Annotated in this window: 26 protein-coding genes; 11 read left to right on the top strand and 15 right to left on the bottom strand. The window is 71.6% G+C overall.

What is annotated here, in order from left to right; genetic code table 11:
• Positions 1–112 precede the first annotated feature (112 nt).
• Positions 113–838 (bottom strand): peptidyl-tRNA hydrolase, encoded by a 726-nt coding sequence (locus tag ACIRHA_RS13175; protein WP_403843909.1) that lies wholly within the window; start codon positions 836–838, stop codon positions 113–115.
• A gap of 277 nt (positions 839–1,115) precedes the next feature.
• Between ACIRHA_RS13175 and ACIRHA_RS13170 the strand changes: the two genes are divergently transcribed.
• Complete coding sequence (locus ACIRHA_RS13170; RefSeq protein ID WP_403843906.1) at positions 1,116–1,979, top strand: ATP-binding cassette domain-containing protein; 864 nt, start codon at positions 1,116–1,118, stop codon at positions 1,977–1,979.
• A complete protein-coding gene (locus tag ACIRHA_RS13165) occupies positions 1,976–2,644 on the top strand; it encodes an ABC transporter (RefSeq protein ID WP_403843904.1) in 669 nt (222 codons plus the stop codon). The genes ACIRHA_RS13170 and ACIRHA_RS13165 overlap by 4 nt, the downstream gene beginning before the upstream one ends.
• Before the next feature lie 17 nt (positions 2,645–2,661).
• On the opposite strand, the gene ACIRHA_RS13160 is transcribed toward ACIRHA_RS13165, so the two are convergent.
• Positions 2,662–2,847: a hypothetical protein gene (locus ACIRHA_RS13160; protein WP_403843902.1), complete on the bottom strand. Its 186-nt coding sequence runs from the start codon at positions 2,845–2,847 to the stop codon at positions 2,662–2,664.
• A 49-nt stretch (positions 2,848–2,896) separates the two neighbouring features.
• The gene (locus tag ACIRHA_RS13155; protein ID WP_403843899.1) at positions 2,897–3,763 is read right to left on the bottom strand and encodes a polysaccharide deacetylase family protein; all 867 of its coding nucleotides are present in this window, start codon (positions 3,761–3,763) and stop codon (positions 2,897–2,899) included.
• A gap of 86 nt (positions 3,764–3,849) precedes the next feature.
• Between ACIRHA_RS13155 and ACIRHA_RS13150 the strand changes: the two genes are divergently transcribed.
• A complete protein-coding gene (locus ACIRHA_RS13150; protein ID WP_403843896.1) occupies positions 3,850–4,209 on the top strand; it encodes a DUF6479 family protein in 360 nt (119 codons plus the stop codon).
• 22 nt (positions 4,210–4,231) lie between these two features.
• Here the strand turns inward: ACIRHA_RS13150 and ACIRHA_RS13145 are convergent, their stop codons facing one another.
• On the bottom strand, positions 4,232–4,492 hold the full coding sequence (locus ACIRHA_RS13145) for a WhiB family transcriptional regulator (protein WP_403843893.1): 261 nt from the start codon (positions 4,490–4,492) through the stop codon (positions 4,232–4,234).
• Between the two features lie 227 nt (positions 4,493–4,719).
• Here ACIRHA_RS13145 and ACIRHA_RS13140 point away from each other — a divergent pair, with 227 nt between their 5' ends.
• Positions 4,720–5,043 carry a plasmid stabilization protein gene (locus tag ACIRHA_RS13140; RefSeq protein WP_403843891.1) on the top strand — a complete coding sequence of 108 codons (324 nt, stop codon included), beginning with the start codon at positions 4,720–4,722 and terminating at the stop codon, positions 5,041–5,043.
• A gap of 7 nt (positions 5,044–5,050) precedes the next feature.
• Positions 5,051–5,287, top strand: a complete 237-nt coding sequence (locus ACIRHA_RS13135) for a hypothetical protein (RefSeq protein WP_403843888.1) — start codon at positions 5,051–5,053, stop codon at positions 5,285–5,287.
• Between the two features lie 16 nt (positions 5,288–5,303).
• Here ACIRHA_RS13135 and ACIRHA_RS13130 read toward each other — a convergent pair whose 3' ends face one another.
• The 3 genes from ACIRHA_RS13130 to zapE all read right to left on the bottom strand — a co-directional run bounded on the left by ACIRHA_RS13130 (position 5,304) and on the right by zapE (position 8,930).
• Positions 5,304–6,191, bottom strand: a complete 888-nt coding sequence (locus ACIRHA_RS13130; protein ID WP_403843885.1) for an ABC transporter substrate-binding protein — start codon at positions 6,189–6,191, stop codon at positions 5,304–5,306.
• 138 nt (positions 6,192–6,329) lie between these two features.
• Positions 6,330–7,712, bottom strand: coding sequence for an alkaline phosphatase PhoX (locus ACIRHA_RS13125; protein ID WP_403843883.1), 1,383 nt, complete (start codon positions 7,710–7,712; stop codon positions 6,330–6,332).
• A 138-nt stretch (positions 7,713–7,850) separates the two neighbouring features.
• On the bottom strand, positions 7,851–8,930 hold the full coding sequence (gene zapE, locus ACIRHA_RS13120; protein WP_403844485.1) for a cell division protein ZapE: 1,080 nt from the start codon (positions 8,928–8,930) through the stop codon (positions 7,851–7,853).
• Between the two features lie 82 nt (positions 8,931–9,012).
• Here zapE and ACIRHA_RS13115 point away from each other — a divergent pair, with 82 nt between their 5' ends.
• The 5 genes from ACIRHA_RS13115 (at position 9,013) to ACIRHA_RS13095 (ending at position 14,009) form a co-directional block, all read left to right on the top strand.
• Positions 9,013–9,825: a pyrimidine reductase family protein gene (locus ACIRHA_RS13115; protein WP_403843880.1), complete on the top strand. Its 813-nt coding sequence runs from the start codon at positions 9,013–9,015 to the stop codon at positions 9,823–9,825.
• A gap of 186 nt (positions 9,826–10,011) precedes the next feature.
• A complete protein-coding gene (locus tag ACIRHA_RS13110; RefSeq protein ID WP_403843877.1) occupies positions 10,012–10,485 on the top strand; it encodes an indole-3-glycerol phosphate synthase in 474 nt (157 codons plus the stop codon).
• A gap of 107 nt (positions 10,486–10,592) precedes the next feature.
• Positions 10,593–11,999 carry a UDP-N-acetylmuramate--L-alanine ligase gene (murC, locus tag ACIRHA_RS13105; protein ID WP_403843874.1) on the top strand — a complete coding sequence of 469 codons (1,407 nt, stop codon included), beginning with the start codon at positions 10,593–10,595 and terminating at the stop codon, positions 11,997–11,999.
• A gap of 12 nt (positions 12,000–12,011) precedes the next feature.
• On the top strand, positions 12,012–12,419 hold the full coding sequence (msrB, locus tag ACIRHA_RS13100) for a peptide-methionine (R)-S-oxide reductase MsrB (protein WP_403843871.1): 408 nt from the start codon (positions 12,012–12,014) through the stop codon (positions 12,417–12,419).
• A 141-nt stretch (positions 12,420–12,560) separates the two neighbouring features.
• On the top strand, positions 12,561–14,009 hold the full coding sequence (locus ACIRHA_RS13095) for an FAD-dependent oxidoreductase (RefSeq protein ID WP_403843868.1): 1,449 nt from the start codon (positions 12,561–12,563) through the stop codon (positions 14,007–14,009).
• Here ACIRHA_RS13095 and ACIRHA_RS13090 read toward each other — a convergent pair.
• The gene (locus ACIRHA_RS13090) at positions 14,006–14,662 is read right to left on the bottom strand and encodes an ADP-ribosyltransferase (RefSeq protein WP_403843865.1); all 657 of its coding nucleotides are present in this window, start codon (positions 14,660–14,662) and stop codon (positions 14,006–14,008) included. The genes ACIRHA_RS13095 and ACIRHA_RS13090 overlap by 4 nt on opposite strands.
• 88 nt (positions 14,663–14,750) lie before the next feature.
• On the bottom strand, positions 14,751–15,167 hold the full coding sequence (locus tag ACIRHA_RS13085) for a hypothetical protein (RefSeq protein WP_403843863.1): 417 nt from the start codon (positions 15,165–15,167) through the stop codon (positions 14,751–14,753).
• A 190-nt stretch (positions 15,168–15,357) separates the two neighbouring features.
• Between ACIRHA_RS13085 and ACIRHA_RS13080 the strand changes: the two genes are divergently transcribed.
• A complete protein-coding gene (locus tag ACIRHA_RS13080) occupies positions 15,358–15,834 on the top strand; it encodes a hypothetical protein (RefSeq protein WP_403843860.1) in 477 nt (158 codons plus the stop codon).
• 15 nt (positions 15,835–15,849) lie between these two features.
• Here the strand turns inward: ACIRHA_RS13080 and ACIRHA_RS13075 are convergent, their stop codons facing one another.
• From ACIRHA_RS13075 to ACIRHA_RS13050, 6 genes are read right to left on the bottom strand one after another with little or no spacing between them, the layout of a single operon-like run.
• Entirely contained in the window at positions 15,850–16,278 is a 429-nt protein-coding gene (locus ACIRHA_RS13075; RefSeq protein WP_403843858.1) for a hypothetical protein, read from the bottom strand.
• Positions 16,275–16,985: a vWA domain-containing protein gene (locus ACIRHA_RS13070; protein ID WP_403843855.1), complete on the bottom strand. Its 711-nt coding sequence runs from the start codon at positions 16,983–16,985 to the stop codon at positions 16,275–16,277. The genes ACIRHA_RS13075 and ACIRHA_RS13070 overlap by 4 nt, the downstream gene beginning before the upstream one ends.
• Before the next feature lie 14 nt (positions 16,986–16,999).
• A complete protein-coding gene (locus tag ACIRHA_RS13065; RefSeq protein ID WP_403843852.1) occupies positions 17,000–18,139 on the bottom strand; it encodes a protein kinase in 1,140 nt (379 codons plus the stop codon).
• Positions 18,136–19,305 carry a serine/threonine protein phosphatase gene (locus ACIRHA_RS13060; protein ID WP_403843849.1) on the bottom strand — a complete coding sequence of 390 codons (1,170 nt, stop codon included), beginning with the start codon at positions 19,303–19,305 and terminating at the stop codon, positions 18,136–18,138. Before ACIRHA_RS13060 ends, ACIRHA_RS13065 begins: the two co-directional genes overlap by 4 nt.
• Entirely contained in the window at positions 19,302–20,543 is a 1,242-nt protein-coding gene (locus ACIRHA_RS13055; protein WP_403843846.1) for a hypothetical protein, read from the bottom strand. Before ACIRHA_RS13055 ends, ACIRHA_RS13060 begins: the two co-directional genes overlap by 4 nt.
• A gap of 37 nt (positions 20,544–20,580) precedes the next feature.
• Positions 20,581–22,683, bottom strand: a complete 2,103-nt coding sequence (locus ACIRHA_RS13050; protein ID WP_403843844.1) for a hypothetical protein — start codon at positions 22,681–22,683, stop codon at positions 20,581–20,583.
• Positions 22,684–22,692 lie beyond the last annotated feature (9 nt).

The raw sequence follows: 22,692 nt of genomic DNA, 5'->3' as shown, positions 1-22,692 counted from the left end.
ACCGGCCCGTCCCCCTACGGAGTGGGGTAGCCTTCGAGTGGCCCCGGCCGTCCGTCATCCCCCGTGCGGACGGGCGGGGTCTTCTTCGTTCCCGGAGCTCGGGGCCCGGGGCTCAGAGGTGGCCGAGGCCGGACAGGAAATCGCCGGTCAGGGGCCCCTCGGACACGACGGTGTCGCTGGGCGGGATCTCCGTGAACCCGGCATCCCGTACGACGGGCAGCCCGCTCGCTGTCAGCGCCGGCCAGCGCTCCGGGTCGGCGGTCCGCACCGACAGCGGGAAGCCCGCCTCCCGCCACTCCTTGCGCTCCGCGTCGGACAGCTCCCACCAGGCGAGTTGGGCCCCGTGACCGGCCTGCGCCATGGTCTTGCCCGCCGTCATCCCGAGATCGGGGTTGAGCCAGAGGACCGGGGCCGAGGAGGCGGGGGCGGGCGGCGCTTCCGGGTCGTCGAGGTCCGTGCCGGAGACCTGGAGGCGGGCCAGGTCCTTCGGCCAGCCGTCGAGGGGGACCGGCGGGAAGACCCGTACCTCGGCGGAACCGGTGCTGACGGTGATCCCGTCGAGGGCCTCCGCGCGCCGCCACTCCGCGCCCCGAGCCCGCCGCACCACCTTGCGGATCCGGGCGTCCTGCCAGTCGCGCATCGCCTGCGCCCATGGTCCCTCGCCGACCGAGCGCTCGTCCGAGAGGATCACCAACACAGCGCGCGCCGCGGTCTCCAGGGCGTCCGTACGCGTCGGCGGCGCGGCCCGCTCGATGCGCACGACGAGCGGCAGAACGAACTCGCGTGCGCTGGGCTCGGGGTGGGTGGGGGTGTCGGTACGGGGGGCGTCGCTGGTCACGGGGCCAGTCTGCCAGGTGGTCGGGCGTCCCCCGACGTCACGGGGCTCCGCCCCGGACCCCGCTGCTCAATCGCCGCAGGGGCTGAAAGATCGGGGCTCTGCTGTTCAAGTGGCGCAGGGGCTGAAAGATCGGGCTCTGCCGTTCAAGCGGCGCAGAGGCTCGAATGGCTCAGCCGTCGCAAGGGCTCGAATGGATCAGCCGCCGCCGGGGCTGAAGGTCCTGCTGTTCTGGGCCCTGAGCGCAGGGACCCGAGCGTGTGTAGGGGAACATGACCGCATGCACGTCACGCTCCGCGGCGCGGGTCGCCGCTACGGACTCGGCGGGCCCTGGGTGCTGCGCGGGGTCGATCTGGACGTGCCCGAGGGGGCCGTGTTCCGGGTGCGGGGGCCCAACGGCGCCGGGAAGTCCACGCTGCTGCGGCTGGCCGCCGGGATCGACGCGCCCACCGAGGGCCGGGTCATCGGCCGCCCGCGCACGGCCTACGTCCCCGAACGTTTCCCGCCCGCCCTGCCGTTCACCGCCCGCGCCTACCTCACGCACATGGGCCGCATCCACGGCCTCCCCCGCCCGACGGCAGCGCGGCGCGCGGGGGAGTGGCTGGAGCGGTTCGGCGCCGAGGAGTACACGGGCGCGCCCCTCGCCGAGCTGTCGAAGGGCAGCAGCCAGAAGGTGGCGGTCGCGGCGGCCCTGCTCGCCGAACCGGAGCTGCTCGTCCTCGACGAGGCCTGGACCGGGCTCGACACCGCGGCCCGCGACACGCTCGACGGCGCCGTCGCCGAACGCGCCGCGGCCGGCGCCGCCGTGCTCTTCGTCGACCACGACCCGCGCCGCCTCGCCGCCACCGCCGACGCGACGTACGAGGTGGAGGCGTCAACTGTCCGACGGAGTACGGGAGTCGGCGGCGCGACCGTGGTCGTCGACGCCGCCGGGCCCGCCGGTCACGAGCCCGCCCTGCCGCACCCGCACACCCGCATCCGCCTCGACCCCCGCACCGTAAGGATCACCACGGACGCCGCGCACTCCGACACCGTGCTGCGCACGCTGCTCGCCGCCGACCCGCCCTGGCACATCGTCGCCGTCCGCACGCCCGACCCCACGGAGCACATCCGCACCCCCGAACCTCCGGAGAACAACGGATGACCACGGCCCTGCTCGCCTACCAGTCGGCCCTGCTGCTGCGCTCGCAGCGCTGGCTGGCGCCGGTCGTGCTCTACGCCGCGTTCGCCGCCGTCGGCATCCAGGCGGGGCAGCCGGTGCTCGACTCCCTCGCGTACACCGCCGCGGCCCTGCTTCCCGTGGGGGCCTGGCTGGCCCGGATCTGCGTCACCAACGAGCCGCCCGCCGCCCGCAGTTGCACCGCTGCGGCGACGGCGCCGTGGCGGGCCCACCTGGCGAGCCTGGCCGCCGCGTTCCTCGCCACAGCGGCCGTCGGTGTCGTGGCCACCGTGGTCGTGGCGCTGATCAGCGACGGGGTCAGCACCGACCGCCTGGTGCGCGTGGCCAGGTGGCCGGCCGCCGGGGCCGGGCTGCTCGCCGTGCTGGTGTGCGGCCTCGTCGGCGTCGCCGTCGGGGCCGTCACCACGTGGCCCGTGGTGCGCGGCACCGGCCTCGGCGTGGCCGGCCTGGTGCTGTGCGCGCTCGTCGCGCTGATCGCCCCCGGGTCACCGGCGAAGTCGGTGGTGAGCGCCCTGGTGACCGGGTCGCAGGACGGGGCGGTGCCGGTCCTGCTGCTGCCGCTCGTGGGGGCGGTGGCCGTGGCCGGGGCGTGCGCGGCGGCGGCCTGCGCGCTCGCGTCCCGCCGCTGAACCCCGGATCTCCCGCGTTATCCGGAGCAGGCCCCGCGCTGCGCCTCCTGCCACTCGCAGACCGGGCACAGGGTGATGCCCTTCGTCGACTCCGGGTACTCGGTCGGCTCCCGGCACAGCACGCACTCGGCGAACGGCTCGTCCGCGGTCGCGGCGGCGGGTGTCGGGCGGTCCTCGCGGCCGTCGGCGCAGTAGTCGCTCATGCGTCCAGCGTACGTACACGGGCGTACGGCCAAGCAGGGCCGAGCGCACTCACGCCCCGCGCGCCGCCCCCACCAGGTCCGAGACCCGTACGAACCGGTAGCCCTTCGCCCGCAGCCTCGGCACCACCTCCCGCACCACCCGCTCCGTCGTCGGCGCCGCGCTGCGCGTGCAGTGCATGACGACGACCGAGCCGGGCCGCACCCCGTCGAGCACCTGCCGGGTCACGGCGTCGGTGTCCGTGGCGAACGCGTCGCCGCTCACCACGTCCCACTGCACCGCCGTCACCCCGGTCGGCGTCAGTGCCCGCAGCGCCGCCCGGTCGTAGCAGCCGCCGGGGAACCGGAAGTACGGCACGACGTGCTCGACCCCCGCCTTCCGGAACGCCCCGAACGCGCGGTCGACATCAGCCCGCATGCCCCGCGTCGGCACCCTCGGCAGGCCGTAGCAGTCCCCGGTGAAGGCGTAATGGCTGTACGAGTGGTTGGCGACCTCGAACAGCCGGTCTCGGCCGATGTCCTTGGCCTCGGCGGGGTACTCCTCCGCCCAGCGCCCGGTCATGAAGACGGTGGCCGGGACCTTCAACGTACGGAGGGTGCGCACCAGTTGAGGGTTGTCGAAGCGCTCACCCGCCCGCGCCCGCGCTCCCTGGTCGGCCGTCATGTCGGCGTCGAAGGTGAGCGCGACGGTGCGCTCCTTCGTCGCCGTGCCGCGCTCGAAGACGGGGGTGGTGCCGCCAGGACCGGGCGCGAGGGTGGGCTTGGGGGTGGGCTTGGGGGTCGCCTTCGGCTTCGGCGGGACCGTCGGGGAGGCCTTCGGCGGGCCATTGGACGAGGCGGGTTCGCCGCATCCGGCGAGGCCGAGAGCGAGCGCGCCCAGCGCACAAGCCGCCGTGACGCGGCGTACATGTCTGATCACGCATCGAAGATATCGTCGGATTCACCGTAAATAGTGCAAATCGGACCGTTGGGGCGTGATCTCGTGGTGTGGGGTACTCGGCGCCCATGACGACACCAATGGCTTTCCCCGACCTCTCGACCTCGGTCGTCCCGTTCGTCGTCGGCCTGGTGGTCGCGCTGGCCCTGATCTGGGCGGTCTGGATGGGCATCAGGTTCCGCCGCCGGGAACCGGGTCCTCCCGACCCGGCCGACCAGCCGAAACTCCCGCGTACGGGCCCGGTCCACGAGGTCCGCGAGATGCGGGAGCCCGACGAGATGCCGCACACGGACGGCGGTCACCGCCTGACCCCGCACGAGCTGCACGGCTACGGCAACGCGGACAGCAGGCGCAGCAAGGACCAGCGGCCGCGGCGCTGGAGCCGCGGCAACAGCGGCGCGTTCGGCGGCGGCCCCGGGCGCACATGACGCCGCCTGGGGTGTCACGCCCTCAGCGTGCGGCGGCCCTGGCCCGGGCGCGGCGGCGCTCGGCTCGCAGGAGTCCGGCGCGTTCGCCCTCGGACGTGCCGCCCCAGACTCCCGTCGTCTGCCCCGTGGAGACGGCCCATCGCAGACACTCCGTGATCACCGGGCAGCGTCGGCAGACCTCCTTGGCCTCCTCCACGTCGTCCATGGCGGGCCCGGTGGTGCCGACAGGGAAGAAGAGATCAGGGTCCTCATCGACACACGCCGCGCTGTCCAGCCACTCCATCTCCGTGTTCCTCACTGGCAACGGCATGCGACGGCGGGTGCCCCCGACACCGGTGCGGAAACGCCGAGTTTGAGCGGTGCGGGCGCGGGGACCCGGGTCGCGGCCGAGAGGCCAGGGGAGCGAAGGGAAGCCGGGGCCGGGAGGGGGGTACGCGCCTCCCGGCCCCGGCGTCGTTCTGCGACAAGGGGCGGGAGGGGCTACAACGGAAGGGAAGGGAGTGAGTCGCCATGCCGAGCGGATCGAATGCCAAGCGTGAGCGCCAGTACGAGAAGATCAAGCAGAGTGCCCAGGACCGCGGCGAGAGCACGTCGCGCGCCGAGGAGATCGCCGCCCGCACGGTGAACAAGGAGCGTGCGAGGAGCGGCGAGTCGAAGCAGGCGAGCCGTACGTCGACGAAGGACATCTCCTCCGGCAGGCGTGGCGGTCTGCGCTCCCACCAGGGCGCCGGCGGTCCGACAAAGGACCAGCTCTACGCGGAGGCCAAGGACCGCGGCGTCGAGGGTCGCTCGCAGATGAACAAGTCCCAGCTCGCCAAGGCACTGGGGCGCTGACCGCCTCATGAGCAGGGAACAGGACGCCGTCCCGCGGGATCCCCCCGACCAGCAGGCGGACGCCGACGCAACCGAGACCACCGAGCCCGGTGCGGCTCCCGACGAACGGACCGGGTCCGAGGACGAGACCGGACCCGACGTCACCGTCCCCGACTCGGACGTGGCGGGCACCGGCCGCACCGGCGCACCCCACGCCCCGGGCGTCCACCCGGACCAGCCCGTCCCGGACGAGCCCGCCGACTAGCCCCCATCCGTAGCCCTTAGAGCCCTTGGCGCCCCCGCAGCGCCCCCGCCACCTGGTCGAAGAGCGCGGCGTGGGCGCGGGCGCTCGCGGGGACCTCCGGGTTCCACGGCAGCACCGCCGCCCGCTCGGCGACGGACGCCCAGTGCGGGTCGGCCGCGTAGAGTTCGCGCGGCGCGGCGTTGGCGCGGGCGTCCGACAGGATGACGTCCGGCGCGAGTTCGGCGACGTCCCGCCAGGTCCCGGTGTACCAGTTGGCGCCGGGGCCCTCGGGCGGTGCCGCCATGCCCACACCGAGCCCGCCGAGCGCGCTCAGGTCGGGCCACTTGGTGGGCCGGGCCAGGTGTACCGCGTCCGCTCCGGCGGCCGACAGCGCCAGCACCCTCACGGTCCGCGCCCCACGGGCCGCGATCCCCAACTGCCGCTCGGCGCGCGCGAGTTCCTCGCGTGCCTCCGCCGGTTCTGACGTCCCGAGCGAGCGCCCGAGCTCCGCGAAGCGCTCCCGCACCCCGCCCAGCGTGCGGCCCTGCCCCACGTCGATCACGACGACGGGGACGTGCTCCTCCAGATGTTTCGCCGTATCGGGTTCGATGCCGTACACCTGCCCGCCGCCGTACGTGAGCGCCACGACCAGGTCGGGGCGCGCGGCGAGTACGTCGTCCAGGCCGAGCCCCGCCCCGGAGCCCAGATAGGCGAGGTCGGCCGGCGGCAGTGCGCCGGATTTCGCGTGGTCGGGCCCGTCGCCGTCGTGGAACGAGCCGAAGATCCCCACCGGGCGTATGCCCAGATCCCACAGGCTCGCCCCGGCCTGTATATAGGCGACGACGCGCTGCGGCGTCTCGCTCGCGGACGTGAGGTGTCCGCGGTCGTCGGTGAACTCCCAGGCTGTGGTTGACCGTTCTTCCATGGGAGGACCTTGCCCAGGGCACTCGCACGGCACGCGGTGCACCACCCGCGAGAACCGGCCATGCGAACGGCCGCCCCCTCGAACGAGGGAACGGCCGCCCGGTCGCGCGTCAGGTGCCTAGTGCCTAGTGCCTAGTGCCTAGTGCCAAGGTCCCGTCACCGCGAACGTCGTCCCCGGCGTATAGCAGTTCACGAACATCGTGTCGCCGTCCGGCGAGAACGTGACCCCGGCGAACTCGCCCCACTCGGGCTTGTCGGCCGTCCCGATGTTCTGCCGGCCGCGCGCCATGGCGTACACCTCGCCCTTGCGCGTCACGCCGAACACGTGCTGCGCGCCCTCGCCGTCCTCGCACACCATCAGGCCCCCGCTGGGCGCGAGGCAGATGTTGTCGGGCTCCTCGCCCGGCAGCTGGACGTCCGTGTCGGGGCCGAACACGATGACCAGCGTCAGGCGGCGCGACGACGGGTCGTAGCGCCAGATCTGCCCGAAGTGGTCGGCGGCCGAGCCCTCGCGGCTGCGCGCGTAGGACGAGACGAAGTAGACGCTCGACCCACCCCAGTAGCAGCCCTCCAGCTTCTGCGCGTGGGTGATGCCCTTCGGGCCGAAGTCCTGGTTGCGGATGGGCGTTTGAGCGGCCAGCGGGTCCGGTACGTCGACCCACTCGATGCCGCTGAACGTCGCCCCCGTCTCCTGGACCGCCGACAGGTCCGGCACGCCGGGCACCCGCATCGCCTGGAGCTTCCCGCCCGCGCGCAGCGAACCGAGGCCGCCCTTCGCGTTCTTGGGCAGGAAGCGGTAGAAGAGGCCGAAGGGCTTGTCGAAGGCGTCCTCGGTCTCGTACACGATCCCGCCCCGCGGGTCGACGGCGATCGCCTCGTGCTGGAAGCGGCCCATCGCGGTGAGCGGCACGGCGCCGGATCGGTGCGGGTCGACCGGGTCGACCTCGAAGATGAAGCCGTGGTCCTTGGTGTACCCGTTCGTACCGGCCTTGTCCTCGGTCTCCTCGCAGGTGAGCCAGGTGCCCCAAGGCGTGGGCCCGCCCGCGCAGTTGACCGCCGTACCGGCGATGCCGACCCGCTCGGACACGACATCGTTCTTCCGGTCGACGGAGAGCACGGTACAGCCGCCCTTGCCCATCGGGTCGTACGTCAGACCCTCGACGGTCGGCACGGCGATCTTCCCGGTGACCCGGTTCTCATGGTTGCGTACGAGGTGTACGCGGCCCTGTCTGCCGGCGAAGGCGGCCATCCCGTCGTGGTTGGAGGGCACCTTGCCCTCACCGGAGCGGAGCTGTTCCCCCTCCCGCGACAGGACCTTGTAGCGGAATCCCTTCGGGAGATCGAGCAGCCCGGCCGGGTCGGGCACCAACGGGCCGTATCCGGCGCGTCCTTGGGCGGCGGCCGAGCCGGCGAACAGCTCGGAGAGGTTCCCCGCGAAGGCGATGCCCACTCCCAGGGCGCCGGAGCGGGCGAGGACTTGGCGGCGAGTCGCGGACTGTCGTGCGTCAGCGGTGCGTGACATGGGTGCAACCTCCTGCTGGCGGACAGGAACTGTGACCCGGCTGTGTTTATCACGTGCTTTTGGCCGCGGGAACCACGCGCGTAGCGCACACGATTCGTGCACCAGCCACGTAACGCCGTACCGGCGTTTCGGAGCCGCTTACTCGTGTACGAGCCCCTTCGCGTCGCGCGCGAGCGCGGTCAGCCGGGAGATCGCCCGGAAGTACTTCTTCTTGTACCCGCCGTTCAGCATCTCCTCGCTGAACAGCCGGTCGAACGGAAGCCCCGACGTGAGCACGGGTATCTCCCGGTCGTAGAGCCGGTCCGCCAGGACGACGAGGCGCAGCGCGGTCGACTGGTCGGGCACGGCCGCCACATCGGTGAGGCAGACGGCCTTCAGATCGTCCGTCAGCGCCCCGTACCGGCTGGGGTGCACGCGCGCGAGGTGCTCAAGGAGGTGCGGGAAGTCGTCGAGCGAGGCGCCCTCGGTGGCGTACGCCGCCTTGGTGACCTGCTCGTCGGTGAACGGCGCGGGGGCCTCGGGAAGGCCGCGGTGCCGGTAGTCCTCACCGTCGATGCGCAGCGGCCTGAAGTGCGCCGACAGGCCCTGGATCTCGCGCAGGAAGTCGACGGCGGCGAACCGGCCCTCACCGAGCTTGCCCGGCAGCGTGTTCGACGTCGCGGCGAGCGCGACACCCGCCTCGACCAGCTTCCCGAGGAGGGACGACACGAGCACCGTGTCCCCCGGGTCGTCGAGCTCGAACTCGTCGATGCACAGCAGCCGGTGCCCGCCGAGCGTCTTGACGGTCTGCTGGAAGCCGAGCGCACCCACCAGGTTCGTCAGCTCGACGAACGTGCCGAAGGCCTTGTACTGGGGCTCGGCGGGGGTCGCGTGCCAGAGGGAGGCGAGGAGGTGCGTCTTGCCGACGCCGTACCCGCCGTCGAGGTAGACGCCGCGCGGCCCTGCCGGGGCGGCGGGCTTCTTCCCGAAGCCGAGGAAGCCGCGCTTCTTGCCCGCGCCGGACGCGTGCGCCCCGCCGAGACCTGCCGCGAAGGAGCTCAGGACCTGGACGGCCTCGGTCTGGCTGGGCTGCTTCGGGTCCGGTATGTACGTGTCGAAGCGTACGGAGTCGAAACGGGGCGGCGGCACCATCTCGGCGACCAGGCGCTCCGCGGGGACGTGCGGCTCGCGGGCGCACAGGGACAGCGGCGACGGGTCGGGTATGGGGCTGATGCCCATCTGGCTGGACTCCCGGGAGTCGGCGGCTTCGAGGGATGACGACACAGCCACCCAGCTTAGTCTCCGTGCCACACTGCACGACATGCGACGCCTGTTCCCTGTGACGTACGAAACAGCAGATGGCAAGGGGTACGAGGGGAGGGAGGCGAGCCCGGAGGGGCACGAGTGGAGCCTCGACGAGCTCGCCGACGCCTACGCGTATCCGTCCGAAGCCGGGCACACACCGTGGCTGCGGGCCAACATGGTCTCCACGCTCGACGGCGCGGCCCAGCACGACGGCCGCTCCCAGCCCATCTCCAGCGCCACCGACATGCGGGTCTTCGGCACGCTGCGCGGGCTCGCCGACGTAGTCGTGGTCGGCGCGGAGACGGTCCGCCTGGAGGGCTATCGCCCCGCCCGCGCGCGCGAGGCGTTCGCCGCGCGGAGGAAGGCGGCCGGTCAGGGCCCCGCCCCGCAGATCGCCGTGATCAGCGCGAGCCTCGACCTCGACTTCGACCTGCCCCTGTTCACCGATCCGCTGGTGCCGACGCTGCTGCTCACCGGCGCGGGCGCCGCGGCCGACCGGGTCGAGGCGGCACGTGCGGCCGGCGTGGAGGTGCTGATCGCCGGTGCGGGCGCCGCGGTCGAGCCGGACCGCGCGGTGGCGGCGCTCGGCGGGCGGGGTCTCAACCGGCTGCTCACCGAGGGCGGGCCGAGGATGCTCGGTCAGTTCGTGGCGGGCGGGGTACTCGACGAGCTGTGCCTGACCGTGTCCCCGATGCTCACAGCGGGCGACGCCCAGCGGATCGCGGGCGGCTCGACCCTGGCCGTGCCGGAGCGGTTCGAACTGACGTCCCTACTGGAGGAGGACGGATTCCTCTTCAGCCGTTACGCCCGGCCGCGGGGCGGACGGTAGCCGCCGGCGTGGACAGGAAGGACGTCGACATTCGGCGGAATGAGTCGTTCCGTTTAGCGTTGGCTGGGCACACTAAATCTCGCAGCCCCCGTGCGAATGCGGGGCAGGATGGTTTCCGCAGGTCCGCAGGTCCACCCGGAGGGTCGTCGACAGTCGGCCCACGGTAGGAGAAGAAGGGCGCCCGTCGTGTTCACGAGCGTATTGATGATCGAGAAGGCTCTGACCTCCGCCGACGTGGAGTTCGTCACCACGTTGCACGGAGAGGAGGAAGTCTCCTTCCACGTGCTGCTCCAGCCCCGCGGAGACCAGGCCGACCGCCTGCTGCGGGCCATCGACGACGTCGCGATGGGGGAGTTCGACGAGGCGGGCAGGGAAAGCGAGGTGCCCGAGGGCGACGAGGCCAAGGGCCCGGCGGAGAAGGCCCTCGCCGTCTCCCTCGCCGCGCTGCACCAGGCGGACAGCGAGGCGGTGGGCCGGCTCATCGAGGACCACCCGCTGGACGCCCTCAAGGCGCTCGTCGACGAGGTGAAGGCGGACGAGGTCATCGTGCTGACCGATCCGCACTACGTCGAGGAGTTCTTCCACCGCGACTGGGCCTCCCGCGCCCGCCACCAGGTCGGCGTACCGGTCCTGAAGCTGTTCTCGCACAGCAAGGCGTAACGGGGAGAGGTTCAAGGCGGCACGGGCCGAGGCAATAGGCTGGGGCCCGTGCCGTGGTCGTCGTGACCACGGGCCAGGACATCCGAGAACCCCAGGGGAGACCACGCATGGCACCCGGCCTGCCGCATTCCGTTGCCGACATGGACCGACCGCACTTCATCGGCATCGGCGGCGCCGGCATGTCGGGCATCGCCAAGATCCTCGCCCAGCGCGGCGCGCGGGTGGCGGGCAGCGACGCCCGTGAGTCAGCGACGGCGCAGGCGCTGCGCGAGCTCGGCGTGACGGTTCACATCGGCCACGACGCCGGGCACCTCGCCTCCGACGCCACCTGCGTGGTCGTCTCCTCGGCCATCCGCGAGGACAACCCGGAGCTGGCCCGCGCGGCCGAACTGGGCATCCCGACGGTCCACCGCTCGGACGCCCTCGCCTCCCTCATGGACGGCCTGCGCCCGATCGCGGTGGCCGGCACGCACGGCAAGACGACCACGACGTCGATGCTCGCGGTGTCCCTGAAGTCGCTCGGCCTGAACCCGTCCTACGCCATCGGCGGCGACCTGGACGTCCCCGGCTCCAACGCCGATCACGGCGAGGGCGAGATCTTCGTCGCCGAGGCCGACGAATCGGACCGCAGCTTCCACAAGTACGCGCCGGAAGTCGCGATCATCCTCAACGTCGAACTCGACCACCACGCGAACTACGCGTCCATGGACGAGATCTACGAGTCCTTCGAGACGTTCACGCGGCGGATCACCCCCGGCGGCACCCTCGTCATCGCCGCGGACCAGGCGGGCGCGGCGGAGCTGACCCGCCGGGTGCGCGACACGACGTCGTTGAACGTGGTCACCTACGGCGAGTCCGAGGGCGCGGACATCCGCATCCACAAGATCACCCCGCGCGGCCTGGCCAGCGAGGTGACCGTCCTCCTGGACGGCAAGCTGCTGACCTTCACGGTCTCCGTCCCCGGCCGCCACTACGCGCAGAACGCGGTGGCGGCGCTCGCCGCGGGCGTCGCGATGGGCATCCCGGCCCGGAACCTGGCCTCGGCGCTCAAGTCGTACACGGGCGTCAAGCGCCGCCTGCAGCTCAAGGGCGAGGTGAACGGCGTGCAGGTCATCGACTCCTACGCCCACCACCCCACGGAGATGACGGCGGACCTGGAGGCCATGCGCGCGGCGGCGGGCGACGCCCGCATCCTCACGCTCTTCCAGCCCCACCTCTTCTCCCGCACCCAGGAACTGGGCAAGGAGATGGGCGACGCCCTCGCCCTCACGGACGCCTCGGTCGTCCTCGACATCTACCCGGCCCGCGAGGACCCGATCCCCGGCATCACCAGCGCGCTGATCATCGATGCCGCGCGCGAGGCGGGCGCCGACGTACAGGCGGCCGCCGGCAAGGACGCGGCGGTCGCGGCGGTCGCGGGAATGGCCAAGCCCGGCGATCTCGTTATCACCATGGGCGCGGGCGACGTCACGGAACTGGGCCCGCGCATCCTTGACCAGCTGCAGGGCCTCTGAAGGGACGAGCACATGTCGTACGACGTCGAGAAGCCGGACGAGCAGTGGCGCACGGAGCTGACCCCGGCGGAGTACGCGGTGCTGCGCCAGGCCGGCACGGAGCCCGCGTTCCGCGGTGAGTACACCGACACGAAGACGAAGGGTGTCTACGCCTGCCGGGCCTGCGGCGCCGAGCTCTTCACGTCCACCGAGAAGTTCGAGTCGCACTGCGGCTGGCCGTCCTTCTACGACCCGAAGAACACCGACGCCGTGGAAATCGTCGAGGACCGCTCCCACGGCATGGTCCGCACCGAGGTGCGCTGCGCGCGCTGCGGCTCGCACCTCGGCCACGTCTTCGAGGGCGAGGGATATCCGACGCCCACGGATCAGCGGTACTGCATCAACTCGATCTCGCTGCGGCTGGAGCCGGAAGGGGAGTGATCCCGGGCCCCCTTCCGGGGGCCTTTTCCGAGTGCGGCAAGCGGTCTCGTCCCGCAGCCGTATGGTGCGTGGACGCCCTGGCGACGGATAGTCGGATATCCGTCGAGCGCGCAACGCGCCGCGGGGCAGGGGGAGTTGCCGATGCCCGACATACTCGTACTCGGAGCCGGCCTGAACGGCCTGACGACCGCGCTGCTGCTCGCACGCGACGGGCACCGAGTCACGGTCCTCGAGCGGGACCCGGCGGAGCCCGGCGCGGGCGGGGCCGAGGAGCTGTGGCGGGACTGGGAGCGGTCGGGGGTCAATCAGTTCAGGCTGGTCCACCTGATGCTGCCGCGCTGGCGGGCCGAGATGGAGAGGGAACTGCCCGAGACGATCGCCGAGCTGGAGGCGCTCGGCGGGCTGCGGGTGAACCTTGTCCGGGAGCTGCCGGACGCGCTGACCGGCGGGGTGCGCGAGGGAGACGAACGGTTCGAGACGGTGACCGGGCGGCGCCCCGTCGTCGAGGCCGCGCTTGCCGCGGTGGCCGCCCGCACCCCCGGTGTCACCGTCCACAGGGGCGTCAAGGTCACCGGCCTGGTGGCCGCGGAGGCCTCCGCTCCCGGCGTGCCGCACGTCAGCGGCGTCACCGTCGAGGGCGGGCAGACGCTGCTCGCCGAGCTCGTCGTCGACGCGGGCGGGCGGCGCTCGACGGTGGCGGACATGGTCGCCACCGCGGGTGGACGGCGGCCCGCCGAGGAGCGCGAGGACTCCGGATTCGTGTACTACACGCGGCACTTCAGCTCGCGCGGCACGGGCGGTGGCGTGCCCGCGTCCCAGGACGTGCTGCTCCAGAGCTTCGACAGCCTGTCCGTCCTCACCCTCGCCTGCGACAACGACACCTGGGGCGTGGGCCTCATCGTGTCCTCCCGCGACCGGCGGCTGCGTGCGCTGCGCGAGGCGGGGGCATGGGGCAGGGCCCTGGCCTCGTACCCCACCGCCGCGCACTGGGGTGAGGCCGAGCCGATCACCCCGGTGCAGGCGATCGCGGGCATCGAGGACCGGCACCGCCGTTACGTCGTCGACGGCGCACCCACGGCGACCGGTCTGGTCGCCGTGGGGGACTCCTGGGCCTGCACGAACCCCTCGCTCGGGCGCGGCTCGTCGATCGGAGTCCTGCACGCGTGCGCGCTGCGCGACCTGCTGCGCGAGACCGACCCGGCGAAGCCGGACGACCTCGTCCTGCGCTTCGACGAGGCCACAGAGACGGGCGCGGCCGGCAGCTTCTTCCGCGCCACGCTCGCCTTCGACCGGCACCGGCTCGCCGAGCTGAACGCCGATATGAACGGCGTCCGTTACGAGACCGACGACCCCGGCTGGGCCTTCACCAAGGCACTGCAGGCCGCCGCCCTGCGGGACCCGGACGCGCTGCGGGCGAGGTCCTTGATCGGGTCCCTCCTGGAGACGCCGGATGCGGCCCTCGCCCGCCCCGGCGTCATGGACAGGGTCATCGAACTCGGCGCCGACGCCCCGCAGTACCCCGCGCCGGGGCCCGACAGGGCGGGGCTGCTCGCGGCGATCGGTGGTGAGGGTCTCGCGGGCCTGTCCTAGTTCGCGGCCGGCGCCGGCTGGAACTCCGGGTTGCTCACGCAGTCCGACATGATCTCGGTGTTGGTCTCCTTGTTGATCGGGCACGCGCCGATGACGAAGCGGGATGCGACGCCGCCGGGGAAGGCGACCTCGAACTGGTCGGCGTACTTGTGGGTGTCGCCGATCGTCTCGTTGACGTCGATGCCGTTCGGGGCGTCGATGTAGTAGTTGTACGCGCCGCCCTTCATCCACTTCGTCCACTTCTTGAACAGGTCGTGGTCACGCGTGGTGGAGACGAACGGCGACGGCTGGTTCCTGAGGACGTACTGCTCCAGGTCGTACTGGCCGTTCACACTGTCCTTCGGCGCGAAGCCCTCCTTGAAGATGACCGCCGGGGCGCGCCCGTCCGCCCGGTACAGCGTCTGGCAGTCGTTCCGGTACTCCGGATCCGGGGAGATCTTGTCGAGGGGGACGCGGTCGATGGCCGCGTAGAGGCGGTCAGGGACGACGGGACAGGAGGAGGCCGCGGCCTTCGCGACCGGCGCCTTGGCCGCGGAGTCGGCCGTCGTGTCCGCCGTCGCCGACGGCGCCGAGGCGAGCGCCAGCACGGACACGACGGCGGCGGGCAGGGTGGCGAGGCGGCGCGCGGCGCGGGGGAGCTTGTTGATCAGCATGAGCAGACTTTCGCGGTGCCGCGATCAAGATCCCCGCAACTCACCGGATCGTGGGCGTGTGCGAAGGAGCCTCGCCGGGCGGGGTGCGTTACTCGGGGGACGGGCCCGGTGTCACTCTCTCCTGCCCGATCCGTGTGCCCGACTTGTAGATCGTCACAACGCCGTCGTGGATCTCGTACCGGTAGGGCGGGTTGCTTGCCTCGTAGCCGTCGTCCGTCCGCTTGGCCGGCATGCTGATTCCCGCCTCCCGGTGATCGCTCCACTCGCCGAAGTAGTACAGCTTCCCGGCTTCGGTGCGGCACAGAGTGATCTGCTTGTTGTCCGTGTGAAACGCCTTGACGAGCTCTGCGCCGTCACCGGACGGCAGTTCGTCGGCGATCCGGCCGGGGCAGGCGGCGGTACTCGCGGAACTCGACGGACTCGTGTCGGGTTCGCCCAGGCCGTTGAAGGCGGACTTGAACGTATTGATGCAGCTCTGGGCGCCGAAGAACAGCACGATGCCCACGACGAGGGAGATGAGACAACTCTTACCGGCGTTGCTCTTCGCCTTTGGGGGCCTCGGAGGCGGTGTGGGTGACCAGCGGGGTGCCGGAGCCGGAGGAGGTGGCGGCGCGGTGGGGGTGTAGCCGGTCCCGGTGGTGATGGGCGGCGGGTGGAAGAGGCTTTCGGCGCGCGGGCCGGGCGCAGGACGGCTGGTGCCGGTGGAAGACGGGCGCTTGGGTGCGGTCTTCTTGGCCGAGGGGCGCGGCGATCCGGACGAGGACGGCGTTGTCTTCCGGGGAGGCGCCTTCTTCGGCGCTGCCTTTGTCGCCCCTGCCGCCCTTGCCTCTGTTGTCTTCTTCGGTGCCGCCTTCTTCGCGGCCGGCTTGGGCGGCGACTTCTTCGCGGCGGGTTTGGGCGCGGATTTGGCGGCGGTCTTCGGCGCCGCCTTCCACCGCGTGCCGCATCCAAGGCAGGACGTGTCCGTCTTGCCGTTGTTGGTGTCGCACTCGGTGCAGCGCCAGTCCCCGGACGGCCTGGCTGGTGCCGGCCGCTTCGGTGCAGGGCGTGGGGTTTCGCAGATTGTGCAGGCCTTTGCCGCGGGGGTGTTGTACGTGTCGCAGCTCCCGCAGCGCCAGTTGGCCGTTGCCGCCACTCCCTGTACTGCCTTTCCTCGTTCCGTGGTGGTGTGAGGGCCGGGCCCCGACTCAACCGGGATCGTTGCCGATCCGCTCCATGACCTCGTCGAAGAGTTCCTCGGATGCGGTGCCCGCCGGCATCACGATCCATCCCGGCGAGTCCGCCGGGATACGGGTCAGCTCGGCGGCCTCGTCCTCGTCAGGCTGCCGGTCGGGCACTGAGTGCTCGGTCCGCAGGCGCCGGACGAGCGCGGCGGCTTCCTGGACATGGATGGGTGGGACCGAGACTCGTACCACGATCACGTCGCTCGCCTCCCGTGCCGTGCTCCTGAAGCGGAATACCAACTCGCTCGGCCCGGCGCCGGGATCGAGCCGCAGCGACGCCTCGATGCAGTGCTCCGCCTTGACCTCCAGATTCGGGGATCCGGACCAGATGAGCTGCAGAACCCCTTCGTAGTAGACGAGTTGAAAGCCACGCCACTCCAGGTGCTCGATCACAGGCTGTTGGCGATCGTCTCGATGATCTCGTCCATCTCGAACTCCTCAAGACCCTCGCCCGCCTTGGACTCGAAGTGCAGGGTGAGATCCCAGTCCTCGGAGATCGGGTCCTTCCACGGCTGCTGGTCCGGCGCGAACAGGACGAGCCGCTTGGCCGACTGCTCCATGACGGAGGTCTGGCTGCGCGCATAGCCCCACTGCTCGAAGAGGTCGTCGATGCTGTGTGGGATGTTCTTCGGGTACGTCTGCGCGGAGGCGCCGACGGTGCCCAAGGGGTGCGCCGGTGCGTCCGTGAACATCACGATGACGTGCCGCCGCCGGTCGAGGCCCTTCTCCCAGGGGGAGTTGATGGCGAGAGCGAGTGCCTCGAGGCCGGACTCCGGGATGTCACCGCCGCCCTCCGCGGCGATGCCGCGCACGAACTCCTGGAACTCCTTGGCCTGTTCCGGCAGTCTCAGGAACTCGGTCTGCTCGATGGCCGACACCGGATCGTCGCCAAAGTCGCGGAACGCGATGGTCTTCAGGCGTAGTTGGCTGATTGCCTTGCCCTTCTTCGCCATCACGTCGTTGAGCCGGTCGTGGAACTGCAGCGCGCTGGCCTTCACGTTGTCGAGTACGGGATACATGCTGAGGGTTGCGTCGATGCACAGCACGATGTCGACGGCGTACTGCAGATTGCCCTGGTACTGCTCGTTGCTTGCGCTCATGTGTGACTCCTGTTTCACGGTGTTTTGCGGCCCCGGCCGCTGTCGCCCAGGTTGATGCGGACGCGGGAGGGCCGGGGGGCCGGGGTGCTTTCGGGCTCCGCAGGTGTGGGCTCGGCCGGTGCGGGGCGCGGTGCGGGGGTGTCCGTACGCGGCGTGAGGTTGGTGCGGACCCGGCTCGCGCGCGGAGTCGAAGTCCCCTCCGCGGGCCGCTCCTTCGGCGCCGTGGGCGGCTTCTCGGGTGTGCCCGTGCCGGGCCGGCGGTGCTGCAGCGCGCACACCTTCGGGTCGGACAGGGCCTTGAGGTACGTGGCCATGCGGGGACGCTGGTGTGGGTCGGCCTGGACCATCGCCCGCAACAGCCCCTGGATCTCGCCCGACAGCCGTGGGTCCAGGCGCAGTCGCTCACCGGCGTTGACGGCGTCCGCAGGAGAGCCGAACCGCTCGTCGTGGCCCGGAAGTTCGCCCGTCAGATAGAGGTGTGTGATCAGGCCGAGCGCGAACACATCCACGGCGCACGTGAGTTGCCCGGGCTCGACGGAACCGTCCTGCTGCACATAGCGGCGCCACTCCGGAGCCCCGTAGGCGGAGTCCCCGGAGATGTCCTCGGGGGCGGGCGGCTTCCCTGACACGTACGAATCGTCGAAGTCGATCAACTTCGAGGCGTAGAAGGCAGCATGGTCGCGCTTTTGAACCAGTACGTTGAGCGGTTTGAGGTCTCCGTGCACCACGTCGATGTCGTGCAGCTGTTTGAGGCTGTTGGCGAGCGTCTTCAGCAGAACCATCTTCTCGCGCGCCTCCAGTGCCTGTGGCTTCTCCAGGCTGGAGGTGTCGATGCGCTCGGTGACCTTGTAGTACGTGCTGCCCTCGGGGAAGAAGTCCGTGGCGAGCACGAGGTTGCCGCCGCCGCGGGCGTCGGGCCGCAGCCGCTTCATGATCGTGCGGTGCCGCTCCTCGAACTCCTGGGCCACCTCCCGCCTGATCCGCACACTCCGCGAGTCGGGGGCATCGTCCTTGGGCCGCTTGGGCTCCAGGAACTGCTTGATGAAGTAGGTGGTGCCGGACTTCTCGGCGAAGGCCCAGATGCATTTCCCGCCGTTGGCGTTGGTGGGCGGGGTGGTGATGCGGTAGCCCGCGATCACATCTCCTTGCTTCACGCGAGCTCCTCGGGTGCGGGTGGCAGATACGACTCGTAGCCATGGCGGTACGCCTGCCAGGACTGGTCCTGCCACGCCTTGATCCGGGCTGCGGCCTCGCCCGGGTCGGCGGCGGGGTCGGGCGGCCGAGTGAGTGCGCTCGGCCTGCCCCGGGCCTGCTGCTCGGCCAACATGCGTAAACGGGGTGCGAATTGGTGCTGCAGATCGTCGAAGTCGGGGTAGCCGAGCGACACCAGCGCGAGCGAGGCGTCATCGGCCGTGAAGGACTCCACTTCGCGCCGGATCAAGTCGGCCCATTCGGCGACGCCGGCGGCCTGCTGCAGGGTGCGTAGCAGGAGCTGCTCGAAGTCGGCGGGCGTGTGAACGTACCCGAAGAACCCGTCGGTGGCCGCGAGGAGCACGCACGGCAGCGGCAGGGACAACTGGTGGGAGCCGATGGCGAAGTCGCGGTCGGCGCAGATCAGATTGGTCATCGGCGGGTCGCTGCGCAGAAGTTCCAGCGCGTCGCTTTCCCGGGTGTGATCGCGGGTGAGCACGTGCAGCCCGTCTTGCGGCAGCAGCGCGTAAGCCCGGGAGTCACCGGCCCACAGCGCACGCAGCTCGACCTCCGTGTCCGAGGCGGCGACCTGATAGTGCACGCCCGCGAGGGTGGTGGGCAGTTGGCGGCGCATGGTGCCGCCGATCTTGCTCTGCCGCTTCGGCGCCACGTCGAGGTAGTACGCCAGGAAGGCGCGCAACGATTCCGGCTCGGCGTCCTGATACCCGTTGGTCATGGCGTGCAGCCAGCACTCGGTGGCGAGCCGGGCTGTGCGCGCGCCCACCCAGGCACCGGTGCGGGATGTACCGTCGGCCGACTGCCAGGCGGGGGCCGCGCCCGCACCGCCCGAACCGTCGAAGACGGCGAGGAGGCCCTGCACCGAATTCCAGTGGTGGGCGACGAGCGGCTCGGCGTCCTCTCCGCGGCCCGGGACCCGCTCGGTCCATACGGACACCGTCTGTACTGCCCCGTGGCTCTCGCCCCGGGCGAGTCGGGGCGGGGTCGGCCGGGGCTCCGGCGGGCCGTCGGCGGGTTGCCCCGGATCGAGGACCCGCGCCCCGGCTGCGGCCTGTGCGGGGCAGGCATCCTGGACGTCCGGGCGCGTGCTGTCCTGGCGCGGAGTGGTCATCGTGGCTCCTTGCCGGGGTCGGTCGGCCGGCGTTTGGCGGTGCCGCGCACCCGGCTCACCTTCGGCCTCGGTGGCTCGGGGTCGGCAGGCGGCTCCGGGTTGGCAGGGGGCGCGGGCGGCGGGGTGCCACCGGTGGACGGCAATGGTTCGTCATCGGGCGGTGCGGCCGCGGCGGCGGGGCGCCGAGAGGACGCGTCGCGGCCGGAGCTCGGGGCGTCGGGAGTGCCGGAGCGGCGCAGGCGGCCCGCTCCGCGGGCCGGGGAGCCCCGGTCTGAGCCACGCGGCTCAGGGGCGTCGCGCATCACCTCACCCTTGAGAGGCGCGACAGCGGAGGTCTCGTCGTCGGATTCCGCAGCGGCCGGTTCGATGGAGCGGGACAACGAGCCGCGCAGCCGCCCGTGCCGCGTCGACGACTCGAACAGGCCGCCCTCGTCGCGCAGCACCTCTGCCAGGACCGCGCGTTCCAGCTCGGTCTGCTCGAACGGCTCCCGGTCGGCGTCTCCGCGGTCCAGGACCATCCGCATGACCTCGCGCTTGATCTCGCGCTTCTCGGCCTCGCCCTTCTCGATCCAGGTGAGCGCGGCCCGCGGCCCCTCCTTCTCCATGATCTCGGCGATGAGGCCGTCGATGCCTTCCTCGCGGATCATGTCGACGTGACGGGTGCGGCGCATCCGCGACAGCCGGGTCTCGCGCACCACGTCCCTGAACTCCCGCCCGCTGGCGGCGATCTCGTCCTCGTCGACGAGCAGCTCTACGTGGATGTTGCGCAGCCGGATCGCATCGTCACCGGGGAACCCGGCGAGCGCGTTGTTCAGTGCCTGTTCCGCCTCGTGGAACTCGGCGATGTCGTAGTCGCGTGCCACGTCGCGCAGCGTCCTGCGCAGATGCCCGTACAGGGCACCGCTCATGTCCCGGATACCACGGGCGACGACCTTTGTCGGGTCCGTGATCTTGCAGATCAGGTCCACGCGGCTACGAAAGGAGAACGTAGGGTCGCGGCTGAGCAGGTCGATGTCCAGGACGAGCCGGTGCTCGGTGAGATCCACCGTGAACACCGAGCGGTAATTGCCGTACCGCGCCGAGGGGATCTCCTCGCCGCTACGGATGGTCAGCGATGGGCCGCTGTCCCGGACCAGGACCAGGGCACGCCCCGGGTCCGGCGGGCGCAGCGGGCTGGTGAGCCGCCATTTCGGCAGTTCGGCGACGTCGACGACCGGATCGTAGGTCTGTTCCTGCATGGTCTCCCCTGCCACCTCGCTCTCTCGTGTCGTGCGGTCATATGCGGCGGCGCAAAGAGGCCGCGCCGACCGACGGACGGCTACGATCGGCCGCCCACTTGTCGAGCCACCACGCAACGCGCTCGCGGTGTTTCCCGGGTCTGCGGGCGACGTCCGCGAGGAGCTCCGCGATGCGGTCGAGACCGCCGGGGCACCGCTCGGCGTATGTGTCGATCCACTTCCGCAGCGCTTCAAGTGCCGTGTCCTGTACCGGACGTCTGGCCAGGGCGCGCGCCCACAACTCGACGAGCCGGTCGTGGTTCTGCGGCAGGGCGCTCAGAAGTAGCGGGACCCCAGTCACCCCGGTCGCTTCTGTGCCCGCGGCTGGACGCTCGTACGGCTGGGAGACCGCGAAGACGAACGCGGAGAGCGTCTTCTTGACCATCGGCGACAGGTCCTGCGGCGCCGACCAGTCCAGGTAGGCGTCCAGCAGCGGGCCCGCCTGCCCCTGGTGGATCAGATGGACGCCGCCCCAGGCCACCGCCGGCAGGGTGCCCCAGTCGTCTCCGCGGTCGAGCGCGGCGCGCAGCACGGCGACGGCGCGCTCGGGGGAGCCACGGCCGAGGATGCCGCCCACCGCGTTGGCCGCGGTGCCCGCAAGTCGCCGTTGGTACGCCGAATTTCCGCCGCGCGCCCAAGAGTCGAGGAGCTCCCAGACGAGCTCGCCGGATTCAGGCCTGCTGCCGGCCACACCGAGCGCCGTGGCAGCGGCCTGCCGCTGCGGCCAGGATGTGCTGCCCGCCCAGGTGGTGAGGAATCGGTGCACCGCGTAGTGGTGGTCCGCCCAGGCGAGGATGCCTGCAGCGACGGAGGCGCGGGCCCGGACCTCGAGATCGCGATGGCCGAGCAGCCGGCGCAGCCATTCCAGTACGGCTTCCCTGCGTCCATCGAGCGTGCTCCACGCGTGGACCAGGACCGCCTGCCCGAGCAGGGCCGAACGGAATCTGACCCGGGGCGGGCCACCCGCGGAAAGCGGATCGGCGCTGGTGGAGTCGAGACGGATCCACTGCTGTTCGTGGTCGAGCCGGTCGACGAACCTCAGGTCGGGTGGGGCCGGTTCGGGCGGGGCGAGGGCGGTGTGCAGCTTCACGGCTGCCTCGGCCACGGTGAGGTAGCTGCTCTCTTCCAGTACGGCCGAGGCGAGCGCGAAGGCGATGGCCTCGGGGGCGCGGTGCTGCCTGAACCAGGAGCGGACTTGGCCGCTCGGGTCGCGCAGGACCGTGACGGCCCTGGCCAGATCGCCGTCCGCGCTGATCACCGAGGCGAGCCGCACGGCGTGCCGCGCGGCGGGCTGTTCGCGCAGCGCGGTGACCGCGTGGGTGGAGGTGAGGAGCGTGTGCAACCGGGCCCGCGCCTCGGGCTCCGGCGCGAGGCCGAGCACCCGCCGCTCAAGGACCCCCAGTGGGTCGGGCGGCGCGATGGCGTGGCGTGCGAAACCTTCCGCACCGGTCTCGCCGCCGGTGGCGAGCGTGAGTTCGTGGCCGCCGGTGAGGACGAGCAGGCAGTCGGCCGTACGGAGGGTGGCGGCGACCGAGGCCAGTCGGCGGGCCCCAAAGCCCTGCGCGTCTGCCGGGCCGTCCTCGACCTCGACGAGATACCCGCAGTTCTTCACGGGCGGTTCCCAGTCGGACTCGGTCAGCGACGACGGGTCGAGCAGCCGGTGACAGCCGCCGTCGTGGGTGCCGCTGAGGGCGGTGGCCTCGGACAGCAGATTGACGGCCGTTGCCGTGCGGCCACTGCCCGGTGGCCCGGTCAGCACGAGCAGGCCCTGCTCACGGAGGTCCTCAAGGGCTGTGTCGTACTCCTCGGGGTGCACGAACAGCTCGGTGTACTCGGCCAGTTCGGTGCTGTCGAGAGCAGCCACCAGGCCCGCGCGCCGACCGGCCCCGGGGGCGCGGGAACCCGAGGTGTGGAACCCGCCGCCGAAGCTGACGCTGTCGTTGAACAGCGCGAGCGTGCCGATGCTGGTGCCCGATGCGTCCGCGTTCAACCGGGCGGCAATGAGGTCGGCGATGGCGGATGCCCGCCGCGCCTCGGTTCGCTCGGCCGCGTCGGGGCCCGCGTCCGATGCGAGCGAGGCCAGGGCGTCCGAGGCGTCCACGGGGCCGTC

The sequence above is a fragment of the Streptomyces sp. NPDC102360 genome (assembly GCF_044766085.1).
In the GTDB taxonomy this organism is placed as follows: Bacteria; Actinomycetota; Actinomycetes; order Streptomycetales; family Streptomycetaceae; genus Streptomyces.
The sequence above is the reverse complement of the archived record's forward strand: the minus strand, read 5'-3'. Positions and strand labels throughout refer to the sequence as shown.

What these genes read in the sequence shown, in the direction of transcription:
- ACIRHA_RS13170 (WP_403843906.1), top strand. Translation starts at nt 1,116, where the DNA reads ATGCACGTCACGCTCCGCGGCGCGGGTCGCCGCTACGGACTCGGCGGG.
- ACIRHA_RS13150 (WP_403843896.1), top strand. Translation starts at nt 3,850, where the DNA reads ATGACGACACCAATGGCTTTCCCCGACCTCTCGACCTCGGTCGTCCCG.
- ACIRHA_RS13135 (WP_403843888.1), top strand. Translation starts at nt 5,051, where the DNA reads ATGAGCAGGGAACAGGACGCCGTCCCGCGGGATCCCCCCGACCAGCAG.
- ACIRHA_RS13115 (WP_403843880.1), top strand. Translation starts at nt 9,013, where the DNA reads ATGCGACGCCTGTTCCCTGTGACGTACGAAACAGCAGATGGCAAGGGG.
- ACIRHA_RS13055 (WP_403843846.1), bottom strand. Translation starts at nt 20,543, where the DNA reads ATGCAGGAACAGACCTACGATCCGGTCGTCGACGTCGCCGAACTGCCG.
- ACIRHA_RS13095 (WP_403843868.1), top strand. Translation starts at nt 12,561, where the DNA reads ATGCCCGACATACTCGTACTCGGAGCCGGCCTGAACGGCCTGACGACC.
- ACIRHA_RS13070 (WP_403843855.1), bottom strand. Translation starts at nt 16,985, where the DNA reads ATGAGCGCAAGCAACGAGCAGTACCAGGGCAATCTGCAGTACGCCGTC.
- msrB (WP_403843871.1), top strand. Translation starts at nt 12,012, where the DNA reads ATGTCGTACGACGTCGAGAAGCCGGACGAGCAGTGGCGCACGGAGCTG.
- zapE (WP_403844485.1), bottom strand. Translation starts at nt 8,930, where the DNA reads ATGGGCATCAGCCCCATACCCGACCCGTCGCCGCTGTCCCTGTGCGCC.
- ACIRHA_RS13165 (WP_403843904.1), top strand. Translation starts at nt 1,976, where the DNA reads ATGACCACGGCCCTGCTCGCCTACCAGTCGGCCCTGCTGCTGCGCTCG.
- ACIRHA_RS13160 (WP_403843902.1), bottom strand. Translation starts at nt 2,847, where the DNA reads ATGAGCGACTACTGCGCCGACGGCCGCGAGGACCGCCCGACACCCGCC.
- ACIRHA_RS13145 (WP_403843893.1), bottom strand. Translation starts at nt 4,492, where the DNA reads ATGGAGTGGCTGGACAGCGCGGCGTGTGTCGATGAGGACCCTGATCTC.
- ACIRHA_RS13090 (WP_403843865.1), bottom strand. Translation starts at nt 14,662, where the DNA reads ATGCTGATCAACAAGCTCCCCCGCGCCGCGCGCCGCCTCGCCACCCTG.
- ACIRHA_RS13130 (WP_403843885.1), bottom strand. Translation starts at nt 6,191, where the DNA reads ATGGAAGAACGGTCAACCACAGCCTGGGAGTTCACCGACGACCGCGGA.
- ACIRHA_RS13140 (WP_403843891.1), top strand. Translation starts at nt 4,720, where the DNA reads ATGCCGAGCGGATCGAATGCCAAGCGTGAGCGCCAGTACGAGAAGATC.
- ACIRHA_RS13060 (WP_403843849.1), bottom strand. Translation starts at nt 19,305, where the DNA reads ATGACCACTCCGCGCCAGGACAGCACGCGCCCGGACGTCCAGGATGCC.
- murC (WP_403843874.1), top strand. Translation starts at nt 10,593, where the DNA reads ATGGCACCCGGCCTGCCGCATTCCGTTGCCGACATGGACCGACCGCAC.
- ACIRHA_RS13125 (WP_403843883.1), bottom strand. Translation starts at nt 7,712, where the DNA reads ATGTCACGCACCGCTGACGCACGACAGTCCGCGACTCGCCGCCAAGTC.